This is a genomic window from Halorubellus litoreus, assembly GCF_055378595.1.
Genome location: NZ_AP043836.1, coordinates 3,175,869 through 3,190,518, shown reverse-complemented (window position 1 = coordinate 3,190,518; position 14,650 = coordinate 3,175,869). Strand labels below are relative to the sequence as shown.

General features: G+C 58.3%; 19 protein-coding genes. 6 read left to right on the top strand and 13 right to left on the bottom strand.

From position 1 onward, the window contains the following. Positions 1-87: 87 nt before the first annotated feature. The 13 genes from ACZ48X_RS20170 to ACZ48X_RS20110 form a co-directional block, all read right to left on the bottom strand. Positions 88-288 (bottom strand): hypothetical protein, encoded by a 201-nt coding sequence (locus tag ACZ48X_RS20170; protein WP_336350703.1) that lies wholly within the window; start codon positions 286-288, stop codon positions 88-90. Further along, the gene (locus ACZ48X_RS20165) at positions 285-452 is read right to left on the bottom strand and encodes a hypothetical protein (protein WP_336350704.1); all 168 of its coding nucleotides are present in this window, start codon (positions 450-452) and stop codon (positions 285-287) included. Before ACZ48X_RS20165 ends, ACZ48X_RS20170 begins: the two co-directional genes overlap by 4 nt. A gap of 24 nt (positions 453-476) precedes the next feature. Continuing rightward, positions 477-815 (bottom strand): hypothetical protein, encoded by a 339-nt coding sequence (locus ACZ48X_RS20160; RefSeq protein WP_336350705.1) that lies wholly within the window; start codon positions 813-815, stop codon positions 477-479. Then, positions 812-943 (bottom strand): hypothetical protein, encoded by a 132-nt coding sequence (locus ACZ48X_RS20155; protein ID WP_336350706.1) that lies wholly within the window; start codon positions 941-943, stop codon positions 812-814. The genes ACZ48X_RS20160 and ACZ48X_RS20155 overlap by 4 nt, the downstream gene beginning before the upstream one ends. Further along, positions 943-1,122 carry a hypothetical protein gene (locus ACZ48X_RS20150; protein WP_336350707.1) on the bottom strand — a complete coding sequence of 60 codons (180 nt, stop codon included), beginning with the start codon at positions 1,120-1,122 and terminating at the stop codon, positions 943-945. The genes ACZ48X_RS20155 and ACZ48X_RS20150 overlap by 1 nt, the downstream gene beginning before the upstream one ends. 223 nt (positions 1,123-1,345) lie before the next feature. Continuing rightward, positions 1,346-1,705, bottom strand: coding sequence for a hypothetical protein (locus ACZ48X_RS20145; RefSeq protein WP_336350708.1), 360 nt, complete (start codon positions 1,703-1,705; stop codon positions 1,346-1,348). A gap of 310 nt (positions 1,706-2,015) precedes the next feature. Continuing rightward, positions 2,016-3,128, bottom strand: a complete 1,113-nt coding sequence (locus ACZ48X_RS20140) for a hypothetical protein (RefSeq protein ID WP_336350709.1) — start codon at positions 3,126-3,128, stop codon at positions 2,016-2,018. A gap of 326 nt (positions 3,129-3,454) precedes the next feature. Then, positions 3,455-3,685, bottom strand: a complete 231-nt coding sequence (locus tag ACZ48X_RS20135; protein ID WP_336350710.1) for a hypothetical protein — start codon at positions 3,683-3,685, stop codon at positions 3,455-3,457. Positions 3,686-3,872: 187 nt separating this feature from the next. After that, a complete protein-coding gene (locus tag ACZ48X_RS20130) occupies positions 3,873-4,205 on the bottom strand; it encodes a hypothetical protein (RefSeq protein ID WP_336350711.1) in 333 nt (110 codons plus the stop codon). A gap of 137 nt (positions 4,206-4,342) precedes the next feature. Then, positions 4,343-4,501, bottom strand: coding sequence for a hypothetical protein (locus tag ACZ48X_RS20125; RefSeq protein ID WP_336350712.1), 159 nt, complete (start codon positions 4,499-4,501; stop codon positions 4,343-4,345). 6 nt (positions 4,502-4,507) lie between these two features. After that, positions 4,508-4,759 carry a hypothetical protein gene (locus tag ACZ48X_RS20120; RefSeq protein ID WP_336350713.1) on the bottom strand — a complete coding sequence of 84 codons (252 nt, stop codon included), beginning with the start codon at positions 4,757-4,759 and terminating at the stop codon, positions 4,508-4,510. Next, a complete protein-coding gene (locus ACZ48X_RS20115) occupies positions 4,756-5,004 on the bottom strand; it encodes a hypothetical protein (RefSeq protein ID WP_336350714.1) in 249 nt (82 codons plus the stop codon). Before ACZ48X_RS20115 ends, ACZ48X_RS20120 begins: the two co-directional genes overlap by 4 nt. Positions 5,005-5,650: 646 nt before the next feature. Continuing rightward, the gene (locus tag ACZ48X_RS20110; protein WP_336350715.1) at positions 5,651-6,571 is read right to left on the bottom strand and encodes a hypothetical protein; all 921 of its coding nucleotides are present in this window, start codon (positions 6,569-6,571) and stop codon (positions 5,651-5,653) included. 2,349 nt (positions 6,572-8,920) lie between these two features. Here ACZ48X_RS20110 and ACZ48X_RS20105 point away from each other — a divergent pair. The 6 genes from ACZ48X_RS20105 to ACZ48X_RS20080 all read left to right on the top strand — a co-directional run bounded on the left by ACZ48X_RS20105 (position 8,921) and on the right by ACZ48X_RS20080 (position 14,645). Then, a complete protein-coding gene (locus tag ACZ48X_RS20105; protein WP_336350716.1) occupies positions 8,921-9,712 on the top strand; it encodes a hypothetical protein in 792 nt (263 codons plus the stop codon). A 2-nt stretch (positions 9,713-9,714) separates the two neighbouring features. Next, positions 9,715-10,062: a DUF5802 family protein gene (locus tag ACZ48X_RS20100; RefSeq protein WP_336350717.1), complete on the top strand. Its 348-nt coding sequence runs from the start codon at positions 9,715-9,717 to the stop codon at positions 10,060-10,062. A 242-nt stretch (positions 10,063-10,304) separates the two neighbouring features. Next, positions 10,305-10,751, top strand: a complete 447-nt coding sequence (locus ACZ48X_RS20095; RefSeq protein WP_336350718.1) for a hypothetical protein — start codon at positions 10,305-10,307, stop codon at positions 10,749-10,751. A gap of 8 nt (positions 10,752-10,759) precedes the next feature. After that, positions 10,760-14,044, top strand: coding sequence for a hypothetical protein (locus ACZ48X_RS20090; protein WP_336350719.1), 3,285 nt, complete (start codon positions 10,760-10,762; stop codon positions 14,042-14,044). After that, positions 14,041-14,364 (top strand): hypothetical protein, encoded by a 324-nt coding sequence (locus ACZ48X_RS20085; protein WP_336350720.1) that lies wholly within the window; start codon positions 14,041-14,043, stop codon positions 14,362-14,364. Before ACZ48X_RS20090 ends, ACZ48X_RS20085 begins: the two co-directional genes overlap by 4 nt. Next, positions 14,361-14,645, top strand: coding sequence for a NifU family protein (locus ACZ48X_RS20080; protein ID WP_336350721.1), 285 nt, complete (start codon positions 14,361-14,363; stop codon positions 14,643-14,645). The genes ACZ48X_RS20085 and ACZ48X_RS20080 overlap by 4 nt, the downstream gene beginning before the upstream one ends. The last annotated feature ends 5 nt before the right edge of the window (positions 14,646-14,650 follow it).

The following is a 14,650-nucleotide window of genomic DNA, read 5'->3' as shown; positions in this document are numbered from 1 at the left end:
CGACGGGGCCGCGAAGGTTATTCTACAGTTCAAGCACCGGCAGTCGCCGGGGATGTCGTTGTTCGTACTCATGATTGTTCTTGGTTGTCAGGGCCACAGTTGGTGGACACGACGCTGGTTGTAGTCGTTCCACGTCAACACGAGCCACTCGTTTTCGTTCTCGGGGTTCGCCAAGCTCGCCTTCCACTCCTTATCGTAGAGACTCCGCCACTCGGCAAACTCCAGGGGAACACCAGGACGGCACAGGTCAAGGACGTGTAACCGCGTGGATTCCTCGCTCGTACTCATAGTGCCTTCACCCGAACGATGCTCCAATCACCGGGTTCGGTGTCGCGTAGAAGATCGGCGAACTCAACCGCGTCGTCCCAGGAGTCCAAGAGGTCGGTTCCCTCGCTCGGGACCGCCTTGAACAACCCAGTTGACTTGTCCAGAAGTGCGTATTTGATAAACATAGGTTTCTCTCCGCTGTGTGACGGCTACCGCGCGGGTTTCAGGGGCCGTCCGCCCTGGTGGTCAATCAGGTCCAGTAGGTTCGTCGTGAAGTGAAGCGCCCAACTAAGCGCCGCCGCATGGGTCTTCGTGCGCTTCGACACGAGCAGACAGTCGTCAATCCACTCGTCGTTATCTTCGTCGTAGGTTCGGTACTCGTAGACGTTCGTGTAGAACTCCCGAACCGGTGTCTCGCCGTCGTCCATCCCGTTATACGGGCTAATCGCAATTTCGATGCGACCGGACTTGTGATAGAACCTATCCTCCGTAAATCCGGGGACACCGACGCTGTGCGACTCGACGGTCCAATCCGGGCCGGGCCTCACGACAGCGCCTCCAGGTTGGCTTCGTCGACGAGCCACCCCATCTTCTTCGCGTAAGCGATCACAACTTCGCCACCCTCGTCGTACTCGCGGTCCTGCAACCGGGCGTACCGAACCCAGTAGGGTTCCATCAGCGGCCTCCGTACACCGTCTGGTAGTAGCGCGATTGCCACTCCTTCGTCGGGTACAGCTGTTTGAAGGTCGCGTTCGTGACCGGGTAGAACCGCTTGTCCGTGCTACCTCGCCGGAGCGACTTGCCGCTGTTCTTGTTGACTAACTGCTTTACTTCCTTGCTTGCTTTGATTCCCATAATTGTAATTCCTCGTTCCGTGTTCCACATACCGCAGGTGGCCCTCCACCATGGGCCACGCCCTGCTGATGAATCGAACATCAGTAAAACCATACAGGGCAACCGCTGTCGATTTGTACTGTCCTACGACAGCGCCCCAAGCAACCAGAGACAGAGAGTGAGAAGCACCAGACCGGACCCAACGACCTCGATGGCGTGGAGTCGGTCGGGGTCAATCGTGACCCTACTGTTCTTCCGCATCCTCCTCGTCGTCGGTCGGGACGAGTTCGAGCGTCTCGTTGCCCTCAACCATCTCAATGGAGTCGTTCTGGACGTACTCGATGATGGTTTGGTACTTGGCGTGGATGTCGGGGTTCTCGTCTTCGATACTGGAGAGGAACATGAGGGTGTTGATGGCCTTCTTGACGTCGCCCTGTTCCATCTCCAGCTCGGAGACTACCTCCAGCCCGGAGAGAAGCGCGTTGAACCCGTAGAGGGTCGTCGAGACGGTCATGGTGACGGGTTCGTTCAGGAGGCGAATCATTTCCTGGTTGGTGATGGTTTCGGTGGCGGTGCCGCTGTTGGTGTCGTTGCTACTGCTCATATGTAGATTAGTCCGTGTTACCGATGGTGCGTGGATTAGAGTGGCCGCCGCCACAGTCCGATGTTCGGGATCGAACCAAACTGTGAACGCCAGTATCGGATTTCGTCGGGAAGGGGGAGAACCAGTTTCGCCGCGTGCCGTTTGCCCTCAGTAGTATATTCGCGGGAGACGACTTAAGGTTTTCTATGGGTTTTCTTAGGGTTGTCTTTGAACGGGCGAACGATGTCGTGCCGTAACTCCCACGCGAACGATACCACCAGCAACACCGCCGCTGTCCCCAATGAGAAGGCCAGCATCGCGGTGAACCCCATCAGTCCGAGAGCGTCGACCGGTCGCCAATCACGGTCACCTCGCGGTCGTTCGTGAACACTTCGTGCCACGTCTCACCGAGGTTCAGCATCCGGTGTTCGCGCCGAAGGTGTCGAATCGTCCCTCGAACGAACCGCCGACCGTCCGTGAGCTGGATGTAGTCCCGAGGGATGTGCGACCCAAGGTCGTGGTGCGCCCGGTACCGGCGACCGTACCGGACCTTGTTCGTTTGAGGCTTCTCCAGCCCATCCGGGTTTGCTCGGTCGCCAACAACGGTGTCGGCGTACCGGTACTCGAAGTCGGGATACGGGACGAAGAAGTGTTCACCCTGTCGCATGATGGTTTCGCCGTCCGCCTTGTGGCCGTAGATGCGGGGGTTCTCGTTGAGCTTCACGCCGTCGTTCAGGAACCGCGCCACCTCAACCGGCATGAGGATGTCGTAGATACGGTCGGGTTCCCGGCGAACCATCTCTTGCTCGTCTTCGGTCAACAGGAACGCGAACTCACCGTTGCCCTGAGCCGCGGTTGCGTCGTAGCCGATGGCGACAACCTCGCGGCCCGAACCGAAGACCACCAGCTCGGCGTTCTTCCCCTCGATGACTTCCGTGATGTCGAACAGGTCGACGTCGGTTCCCCGAACGATCTCGCGGAGCGTCGTCAATGGGAGGTTCCCATCGGAGAACCGGTGCGGGACCGAATACAGGGTGACGCGACCGCTGGCGTAGTTCTGCTGGTTGTTGAACACCAACCCGGACTTCGTGCGAATCCCACAGATGGTGCTGTAGTGGTAGCAGATACCGGTGCCGTCCGTGTATTGATACGCCGTCTGGTTCTTGCTGGTGTTGCGAAGTTTGGATCGGAACACGCTGTCGTCCGAATCGGGGCACAGACTGACGGTGTGAACGGGGAACTTCTTCTGTGCCCAGCTCTCGACGACGCCCTGTTTGTCGTACACCGCTTTGGTCGTCGGGATGTACCACTCGGGGACGGTCAAGTCACCGACGTTCGTCTCAATGACTGTCAGGACCGCCGCCGGGGTTGTCTTGGCGTATTCTTCGGTGGTGATTTTGTCGCTCGTTTCGCTGATGGTTCTGGTGTTGAGGTTGGTACTCATTGTTTTCTGTCTCCGATTGTGGGGTACTCAAAAAACGGTACCCCGTACTGAAATTCCGTACCGCTAATGGACACTACTCCTAATGCACACCGACTTCCCGATGTTGAACATGGAATAGTGAACGTTCAATACTTACATGGGATACCCAGTGGGACACCACTAATGGGATACCAGTAGTAGTGCCATTGTGGGATTACCTTACTCCCAATCACTCAGCCAAATGAAATGGGTGGTGAGTATCCACCCATCCCCATCGGTGAGGCGGGCGGTTCCGTCGTCGAGGATGTCTATTCGCGTCTCTTGTGGCATGAGGGTCATGGGTATGGTTACATCAGGTCGCGTTCAGCGACGAGCATCCGAACCTCGTCGGTGAGCGTTTCGCTTCGCTTGGTTCGGATCGTGACTATCACGATGTGGTCCGGGCAACCGAGGCCCCAGTAGAAGTCGGCAACGTCGGCGATGTTACCGAACGTCGAGTGGCCGCGGGCGTCGGTGAGGATTCGGTTCAGGTCGGTGTTGAGCAGTGCGTATCGGGGTTCGGTGGTGTCGAGGTGCATGGTAATGTTGTGTAAGGGTTTTCTTATCCGCGGTACGGCTTGAGGCCAACCGCACAGGCGAAGCACGCACCGGGATACGAGTGGCGGCTATACCAGCCACCGCAACCCCGGCACTCTTGCACTTCGCCGTCGCCGTAGCGTTCTTCGGCCTGTTCTTTCGTCAGGGGTGGGGCGGCACGGCGTGGCATCACAACCCCCCAACCGGCATCATCATCGAGAGCGTCACGCCCGCCATACGGTCTTCGTCTTCGAGTTCAGCCCACCGCTGAACCTTGGCAAGCAACCGTTGCTTGTCCTGTTCGGACTTGCCCAACCAGTGTCGACCGGCGCTCTCCATGAGCGCGAGAAGGTCGCCGTCGAAGATTGCGTGGCCGCGTTCACAGTGAACGCCGGTTTCCCCATCGCGATAGTCGCGAACGTGGAAGGCGGCGTGGCGTGGACTTGCGTAACCGATACTGTCCGAGATGATAGCCGCTATCAGCTCGTCGTCGGTGAGGTTCGCTGGGTCGAACTCGTCCAACTGTTCGGCACAGGGCCGACACAACGCGTCGTATTCATCGGGAAGCTCCTTACGAGGGAAGCAGGAAACCCGCATGATACTCGTGTTGTATTCGTTCTTACCGCAGTGACCGCACTGTTGGGGTTGTCTGTCGGGGTTCATTGTTCTTCGACCAGGTTGAGTTCGATCCCGATGTCGTCACAACTGACGTCGTGGTTTTCGAGAAGGATGTTCGATAGGGCAATCGCGATTTGGGTTTGTTCGGTGTCGCTGATTATGCGGCTCGGGTTGTGGATGTGGAAACTGTATTCTATCATAGGTATTCACTCTCGGTCGTGGGTGCCAACGAACATCGCGGCGCGTCCGTCTTCGGTTGCCAGCACTTGCCATACGTATAGCCGGGGTTCTCGCTGAATCGTATGCAACAGGGAGAAGGGCATATCCCGGTTCGCCGACTCGATGTAGACCAGACCGGGGAAGTTCTCTGTTTGTTCGATGTGTTCGATTCGACTCCAATTACCGTACTTCTCGATGAGGTCCGGTGCCTTGAGTTGGGATCGCAATGTGGCGCTCATAGCAGGTCCTCCGCCCAGTAGTCAGGTTCGGGGTGGGAATCACTCGACGCCCAACCGAAGCCGTCGTGGTGGCTGAGTTGCCTGATTACGAGCAGGATGTCTTCCCACTCGCCGGTATCGTCGTGGGTTCGTGGGTAGTGTTCGACGTGATAGAGCGAACCGGGGTTCTCGTCGTAGAGGATTCGGGTTAGTTCGTTCGCTTGCTTCGCGCTGAAACAGGAGATGGTCAATGCGCCGTCCGGCATATCGGGGATGATTTGGGTTCGGCTGTGGCTCATGGGTTAGTTCTCAGTAGTATATTCGCGGCAGTCGTATTAAGGTTGTCTAAGGATTGTCTTAGCCGGGCTTACTGCCAATCGACTTCGGAATCGCACCCACAATCCGAACAGCGAACGTAGGTGATTCGGTCGCTACTGAAGTCGACGTGGTTGGTTCGGTTCGATGAACACACCGGGCAAAGGCCATCGGCGGGGTGTTCGGCGGCAATCTCGCTTCGGGTGAAACTGTAACTGTAGCTCATTGATGTTGGTTTGGTTCGGATCGCGATTCGGTCAGGGTTCGACAATGCGGTGTTCGTGGCGCTTCGTCTCGTGGAATAGGCACACCGGGCACTTCCGTTCGTAGAAGTCCGACCGGGTTTCGCCCGAGATAACCGTGTGCGTGCAATCGCACTTCGGGCACGGCGATTCGTCCAGATAGCGGTACGACAAGTGTTGCTTGACGCTAATTACGTCGCTCATTGGTTTGGTTTCGATTGGTTCGGGTTGGTTTGTTCGCGCGGCGATACAGCTCCGGGTTGCTTGGGGGCGTTCCCCACTCCTGTTGCTGGAGTCGAACCAGCGTCCGCCACTACAGGTTTGTCAAAGGATTGTGTAAGCCGCCGCGTATGGCTTACTGGAGCGCGATTAGGAGGTCGAGTGCGGCGTCGAGGTTGCCACCGGCAAGGGCCTTCGCCTTTTCGAGCTGGTCGGCGGTGAACGGAAGGTCCGCGGATTCCGTTTCGGGTTCGGATTCGACGAACTCGAAGCCACCTTCGGTTTGGCGGGCTTCGCGGCCTTCGGCCTTGATTGCCTCATAGCCCTCCTCACCGAAGTTGCGCTTGCAGGCATTTGCGACCGCCGTACCGGAGATGTTGAACTTGGCTCCAACGTCGTCGTTCGATAGGTGCGGGTGGTCCTTCTTGTACTGTGCGGCCTTGTCTCCGGCGTTCGCGGGCTTCCCGCTGGATTCCGGTTCGGGTTCAGATTCGGTTTCTTCGACCGCTTCGCTTTCCTCCAGCTCCGGGGGAACTTGGTAGACACCCATCCCTTCGAACTCGGGAAGGTAGATTGGGTCTTGCTTGTCCTTGGTGTAATCTATCCCGTAGGTGTTCATGGCAACGTCTTGGGGAACCTTGTGGATACCCGTTAGCTTGAACGAATCACCGAAGGTCCGAGCGAAGAAATCCCGCCACATATCCGCATCGGGTTCGGGGAACTGGTTGCGGTATTCGCGAAGGCCGGGCAAGTTGTCCGACTTGTCACTACGGAAGGCTTTGCTCAGGTCCTTTGATATCTCCATGACCAAATCGTATTCCCGCAGTAGGGGGCTACGGTTGCGGTCGGCGGTCATCGTCGAACCGTCTTTCTCCTTGGCGCGTACCTTGTCAGAGCGAAGGACACTTGCCCCAACTATGCGCTTCAGGTCGATACCCGCCCAGTAATCCTCGCGAGATTGGATGCGTCCGGGGAACGGTCCCTCGGTCGTGGTTTCGCTGGTGTTGGTTTCGGTCGTGGTCGTTGCTACGTCGGCCTTGGGTTCTTGTGCGAACATTGGCTGTTTGGTTGGTTGGTTTGGTCGTCGGGCGATACGGGTTACTTGGGCTTGCTTAAATACCGCGCAAGCCGCACGGAAATTCGATAGTACCCACCGGGTTTGTTCCAATCAAGTAGTGTGTGCTACAAGCCTGCCTATATGTCTGCGAATCACGCTTTCAGCTAACTGTGGCGTAGCCACGAATCGGCCTACGGCGCACACTTATATCCCATAGAAATGTCAAAACAAACCCAGCGTATGTGGGATTTATCGTTCGATACCCCGCCCGTTGCGGGTTCCCTATGGGTAACAAGTTATCTTGCCAGTAGACCTAACTGTCGCGTTTTCCGAACACAATTTTCAGCAGGCAACACTTCCGAGAAAGTATCTCAACAGCTCTTTGGTTGAGTCACTACCAACCACCGTCAGCTTGGTGTCACATGACTTGGCGCGGTAAATCGCTTTCACTAACGAAACCATACGCGCTATCGCTTTCCCGGTTCGGAGGGAGTCGGTACCGACGAGTTTCCCCACTACGTAGTAGTGGTGCTGTATCTCCAACCCGACAACTTGCCTTGAGGCTAATCACCGGGCGGTTCCCAAAGCTCGCGCTATTGGGATCGCCGTTCCCTACCCTTCCCGTTCCCCGCAGGTTCCCGAGGTAGCCCGTGCAACGGGTTGGCCTTTTCCTACCGAACAAAAGTGTCTTTTATTTTACGAGACTCTCACTCCTACAGATGTCGTAGGGCTAACCAACCCCTTAACACGCACCACTCTCAGATGCGGGAAGGTCCGTTACCTTCGGTTTCAGGTGGTTGGGGGTTAACTTCGGGTGCCATACCCGCGCCTTAGTCTACAGAGTCGTAGCCCTATAGTGTGATTCTCTTAGCACTTTACCTTAGGTCCGTTAAGACGGTCGTTGCCATGCCAAGGTCACAACCCGGACAGTCCATGAGTCGGAAGTGTCGGAACACTCAACCTAAGCCTGTAAGACCGTGGGTTGGCCCCATGGTTGGGTCCGGTGGCGCTTACCTGCCACCCTCGGGTGGGTGGGAGTCTTGAACGTTCAGAGGCCGTTTCGGGCTTGGTTCTTCGACATCTACAGAGATACCTGCCACCGTATTAAGCATTGTGGTACCGGTAACGTATATAAAGAAACCCCTGAGACGCAAGGATTCGGGCGTTTGGAGGGTTGACTTGTGTCTGTGGGATTGGACAACGTATGGACACAAGTGGTCCGTGGGACGGTCGACCGCGGTTGGCCGTCGTTTCGCAACGCTCCTAACGCGCGTGGGGCGTGGGCTACGTCGGGAAGGCCGCGCCGTCTATCGGTTTTGCTGGTGCGCGCGGTCGGTGGCCGTCCGTCCGCGGTCGGTCGTCGAACCTTCCCGATACGAAGGATTGGATAATCGTCATCTCAGGAGCTTCCCGAAACGGGTAGGACTCAAGTCCGAGTAACAAGCCGCCGTCTATCGGTTTTGATTGGTTGGAGGATTGGACTTATCCACAATCCCGACCTGTCCACACTCCCGAGGTGTTGGTGGGCCGACACTCTGCCGGTCGACCGCGGTGGTGGTGGCTATCACCAACGGCCACCCAACCCCCGGCGTTCGGTGGTGGTGGTGCGTACCAACGGTATCCAACCCAAGTGGGGTAACACCGCAAGTTGGGTTGCGACACCACCGGACGCACTCGCCCGTGGATCATTGTTAGTTCGTGCGAAAATTTTTGGTAATTTTGGGCTGGTGCCAATGGAGTTTTTCAAATGACATAACCGATAGCCATATAATGCGGAACCGTTGATTCGTAAACGCGGTGCGGAACGGGGGTCGGGGAAGTGGTTGTAACTCGCTTACTGGTTTCAGTAAAGTGAGTCAGCCCTGCCCCCTTGTGTCCTCCAACACGGAGGGGCCTGGCCGACTCAGGTGGCTCTAAGTCGTCCGAGATTAAATAGACTTGACATCGTACAATGACCGATGCTTTTTATATCAAGCAACACGCTCATGTCCTGGGTGGGCTGGCACGGCATACTGGCACTCCGATAGCGCCGATGTATGCTACTGGGTGCCAGCCGTAGACGAGGGATAGAGGGCGTGTACCCACGGGGGTATATAAAGTATAAGTACCCATTGTATATTACTACTATTGAAGAACGCTCCCTGGCAACCACGCCTGGGAGAACACAGTAGCAGTTTCACATGAGAGACTCATGTGGACACGAACACTGTTCTTGAGGATTGTATTGACTCACTGTAATTGAGAGAGGGTTGAACGGACCTTCCCGATGAATTACGGGTGAAATAGACTCATTGGAAGATCGAACATGGGTGTCCCACTGGGATACCACCCCGGAAACTCACTCACGTAATGGCATTTGGGGAAATAACTGGGGCGTCGACCGCTGAATTAGGCCAACTCAAGCAAGAGTACCTGGATTCACCCCTGTATCTGGAGACTGAGCGCCCCTTCGAGGAGGCGTTCTGTCTCATGCCCATCGGGAAGCAACCCGAGGAGTACGACGGCCCCCAGCGGTACTGCCAGAACCGGGCGAAGACGAACGACGACGGGTCGAAAGCCCCGTTTTGTCGGTTCCACGGCGGCAGTTTCAGTTCGAATCCGAACCTCGACAACCTGGACCCACTTGCTAACATGAGCCACGGATTTTTCCTTAATCGAAAGCACCTGATGGAGAACTTTCGCGACTACGAGCGCGAGTTCTACGAGGAGGTGATGTACGAGTGGCCCGAGAAGTACGGGATTGACTTCGACGAGGACCCGAGCGCGATGGAGGATATGCACGCGCTCGCCCTGGCGATCATCCGCGACGGACGGGCCAACGACGTCATCAACGCGAATCGCGATTTGACCACCACGAAGGGCAATTACGGCCCGGATGGCTCTCTCCTTGAGCGCGAGGAGCAGGCTCACTACCTCATCAGTGAGGAACAGGCCCAGCGGCGTCTCGTCATGAAGATGAAGGACGAGCTGGGTATCTCCCGCAAGCACCGCGACGAGATCGGGCAGGCCGAAGACGCCTCTCGAACGGTCGCGGGCTTGGTTGAGGGGATGGCTGACGCCCTTGATAAGAGCGAACACGAGTATGACCCGGCGGCGTTCGAGGAATCTGAGCCTGAGAACGCTGACGAGTCAGAGAACTAACGATGTACCTGGAGCCGTTCAGTTCCGGGTACTATCTCGGGACCTGTACGGTCACGGAACACGGCGGCGACGGTGTGTTGCTTGCGGCTGACGAGTACGAAGACGTCGAAGCGCAGGTGTACGACCGCTATTCGGCGTTCGGATTGCCGGTTTTCGTGAAGATGGGACGCTCGCACTACGAAGTGCGCCCCGATGCGGCGGTTCCGGCGGATACGCTGGCGGTTTCGGCGGACATCCGCGGGAAGGCGGCGATTCGGGCGCATGAGTTCCGCGAGGTCCTCGTGGCGAACGAGATTAGCGCGAAGATGCTGGTTCAGTGGGACGAGTTCCTCGACCAGCGGCTCGCGTGAGTGTAGATTGGGTGAGTTCCCCGGCTTCCCGTTGTTGCTCACCTATTACGAACGACGATAACCCGGCTGACGTCCAGATTTTCAATTTCCGAGAGGGGTCCGAGCGCACCGCTATCGCGTTTTGGTGGACTGGTGGCGTTTACGGACACTCGGATTGCTGGATCAGGGCCGGGAAGGGGGATTTTGTGTCTCTTGACGCGTCCCTCTAAGAAAACCCTAAGAAAAACCTATAAATTAGACAAATGACGAGCATTTACAACAACTTCAAGACCCTCCTGTTCAACGGTAGCATCGACCTCGACGCGGACACCCTCAAGGTCGCTCTCGTTGCAGACGACATCGCGTACACCCCCGACATCGACACCGAAGTCTACGTCAACGACGTTCTCGACGACGTGACCGCGAGCGAGCTGAACGCGACCAACTACGCTCGCAAGACGCTCGCCCCGAGCATCAGCCAGGACAACGTTGACAACGAGGCCGTCATGGACGCGACGAACCTCACCTGGAGCGCCCTCGGCGGCTCCACGGACGACACGATTCAGGGCGCGCTCATCTACAAGGAGGTCACGAACGACGCCGACAGCCCCGTTCTCGCGTACATGACGAGCGCGGACTTCCCGCTCCCGACGAACGGCGGTGACGTCTCTATCGAGTGGGACGTCGCTGGCGTGCTGACCCTCGGGTGAGGTGACTGATGCCCGTTGAATCAATCGACTCCTGGGAAGACGGGAACTTCAATGGGTGGACCCAATCCTATGGCAACGGCACGATCACCACGAACTTCGCGACTGACGGAACGAGTGGTGTCGAAGCCTCCAACGGCCTCAAGGAGAGGCTGGAGAGCCAGCCTGGGGATGGTCTTCCGACCTACCCCGTCAAGGGAGACACCATCTACCTGGACATGGAGTCCAGCATCGGTGACGCAACCGCGGCCACGACCCAGGTCCAAGTTCACTTTGGGTGGGACGGCGTGGACGACGAGTACCGCCTGGACGTCGACGTTCAGGGTGGCGCACTCGAACTATGGGAACTTGGCTCCCAGCAGGCCCGAATCGGCGTTGATTGGGGCCTCACTGTCAATGCGAACACCCACTACGAGATAAAGATCGTATGGGACGACGGCACGCTCGGTGGCGCGGACGGTGACATAACCGCCACGCTCCGTGATGTGGCCGCTGACACGGTTACCGCGAGTGTTTCCGCGAACAGCACGTACCGGAGCGATGGCGGCGTCAAGATTTTCCAGACACCTGATACCGGCGAGCGCGTCAACGTGGACTACTTCCGCGTCGAGCGCCCCGCGTCATCCAGCCCACAGACGGCTGTCATTGACGGTCCCGCGGGCCTGAACATTACCGGCTACAACGTTCAGACCACGGGCGGTGTCGTCACTGAAACCACGACCATCGTGGATTCCTGGGAAGACGGGAACACGAACAACTGGACTGTTATCTACGGCGATGGCAGTATCACGACGAACTTCGCGACCGAGGGCACCAGCGGCTACGAAGTCTCCGGTGGCCTCAAGGAGCGCCTGGAGAGTACCTCCGGCCTCCCGATCTACCCCGAGAAGGGCACGAAGTTCTACCTGGACTTCGAGACGACGGTCGGCTCCGCGACCGCGACCACTGGTGAAGTCCATCTCTACTTCGGGTGGGATGGCGTCGACGACGAATACCGCGTTGACTGTGACATCCAGAGCGGGAATCTGGAGATGTGGGAGCTTGGAAGTTCCCAACAGCGAATCGCCGTCGACTTCGGGGCATCTTACGCCGCGAACACCGCATACCAGCTCGAAATCGTTTGGGACGACGGTACGATAAGTGGTGCTGACGGCGACATTACCGCGACCGTCACGGAGATTGGGAGCGGGACCGTCGTGTCCACGATTACGGCAAACTCGGCGTACCGCATCAACGGCGGCGTCAAGATATTCCAGCAGAGCGACACGGGTGGACGAGTCAACGTTGACAACTTCCACGTCGTCGAGCCTGGAAACGCGGCTCCGACGAACACCACGTCACAGACGAACATTGGTGGCGGAACCGGATACGGACACACCGTCGACCCGAGTGAAGCAACGGTCACGGTCAGTACGCTCTCGGGAATCACGAGCGCACTATCCTCGGCCTCGGCTGGGGACATCGTGTACATCGACGGCAGTGCGAGCATCGACGCGGGGTCGACGCACATCAACGTCCCACCGGACGTCACGCTGGCTTCTGACCGAGGCATCAACGACGCACCGGGCGCACACATCTACACGGCGGCTGAACCTGGTGAGGTTATCCAGGTCAACGACGGTGCCCGGCTGACGGGTATCCGACTTGAGGGGCCGCACCCCGGCTCCGATACCACGGGTAGCTCCAGTGCGAGTGGCGTGGAGATGTTCCACACCGCGGAAGTGGATAACTGCGAGATTTGGGGGTTCAGCTTCGCAGGCATCGACATTGAACCCAGCACGGTCGACGCGCACATACACCACAATGTAATTCGCGAGTGTAACAAGGACGGCCTCGGCTACGGTGTCTCCGTGGACGGCGGGAACCCGATAATTGAGTACAACTACTTCAATTACAACCGCCATGACGTCGCCACGACGGGCGACAACTACGGCTACAGGTTCCGGTACAACCACTGTGGCCCCTTGCAGGTTCTCCACAACATCGACGCGCACTCCCCCGCAGGGACGCGCTACGAGATTCACAACAACGTTGTGGAGACGATCTTCCGAACGTGGGACGACCTTCACAACCACATCGTTGTGATTCGGGATGTCCCGAACGACGAGTGTGTGATTTGGGATAACTGGTTCTTCGCGGACGAAGCTATCCCGAGTCTGTCTGGACCAACTGACACCTACGGACAGGTCATCATCCAGACCACCTCGACGTGGCAGAACATGAACTTCTACGGGAACCACTACGGGACCGACCCTGGTATCACGTATGAAGACATCATCCCTGGGTACAACGGGTACCGAACGACGGGCGAAAACCCGCCAAGCGCCGGTTCGCAGGCGGCGACCATCAATCGAGGGACGCTGACGGCTTCTGCGTTCTCTCCCACGGCAACCATCGGGAAGGTTGTGAGTATGTCGGTTGCGGGCTTGAGCCTCAGTGGTGGCTCTCCCACGACGGCCACGGGGTCGGTAAGTGCAACGCCAACGCCGTCTTCGATGGCGGTGGGCGCGTTCTCGCCGCTGGCCGGTGTCTACACGAAGGTTGCGGCTGACCGCGGTCGGCTCCGCTTCAAGGACACCACGCCGACGATGAGTGTCGGACCCCGGTCGGTCCCGGCGAACCCATCGAGTCTCGCGCTCGCGTCATCGAACCCGCGGGCGATTCCCGGTGTGTCGATTGCCACGCCCGCACTCGGTGGCCTCTCGGTCATCGGGTACGACGCAACGATTGACCTTGCACGGCGAGCGGTTCCGGGTGAGACGGCACACCTGTCGCTCACCGCCCTGGACGTCGACAAGAACGTCGGGGCAGTCTCCGCGATTGGAGACACGGGATTCCTGACCGTGGGCGGTATTGAACCCGCTGTAACGTGGATTCTCGACCTTGCGGCGGTCGCGGACACTGGCGAACTGGTCTTCACGGGACTCGACCCCACGAAGTCGACCGGTCCAGTGAGTGCGACCACCGACAGCGAGTCCATGGCCCTCGGGTTCGTGGCTCCGCTGGTTACGTGGTCGCAGATCGCGGTCACCGACGCCACGCCGACGCTCTCGCTTACGAGTACGGACATCGTGTCCGCGACTCCTGGCGAGTCTATCTCGGTGCCAGACGTCGGTGAACTACTGGTCGGCGTTCCAGTTGACCCGAGTGTGAGTAACACCGTCTTCGCGGTGATGCTTCCGGGGAGGCTCGAACTGGATTCGGTTGACCCTGCTGTCTTCAACCGACTGTTCGATTGGGACCGCGTGTCTCGAACCGGGACGCGCCGCATTGACATCTTCAAAGACCGAAAATGACCGTTTTCACGCTAACACAGAACGACACGTCACCGCCCATCGGCGGGAACGTCACGGGCGAGCGCGGTGAGATGATCGACGTCACCGGGTGTGACGTCCGCTTCATGATGAAGCCCATCGGGGGCGACACCCTGACCGTCGACGACGACGGACAGGTGGTCGATGGACCGCGCGGCGTGGTTGGATACGGCTGGAAGGCCGCCGATACCGCCGAACATGGCACGTTCCAGGCCGAGTTTGAGCTGACGTACCCCGATGGGACGGTCGAAACGTTCCCCTCGGAGTCGTTGACGGTCATCATCAAGCCGGACCTCGGATGAACGACCAGGACGTAATCGAGGCGATTGACCGCTTTCTCGCGTTCAATTTCCCGCAGATTGCGATGCACGGTGGCGAATCATACGTCGAAGCCGTGGATTTGGACGCTGGACACGCGGTTCTCGCCCTGGACGGGGCGTGTGACGGTTGTGGGTTGTCTCCCATGACGACCGCCGCTATCCAGCAACGCCTTCCCGCGGAAATCCCCGAAATCGCGACCATCGAGGTACGCGTCGGAACCGACCAGACCGCCCAGGCGGGCGCTGGCGACGTTCCGTTTTAGGAAAC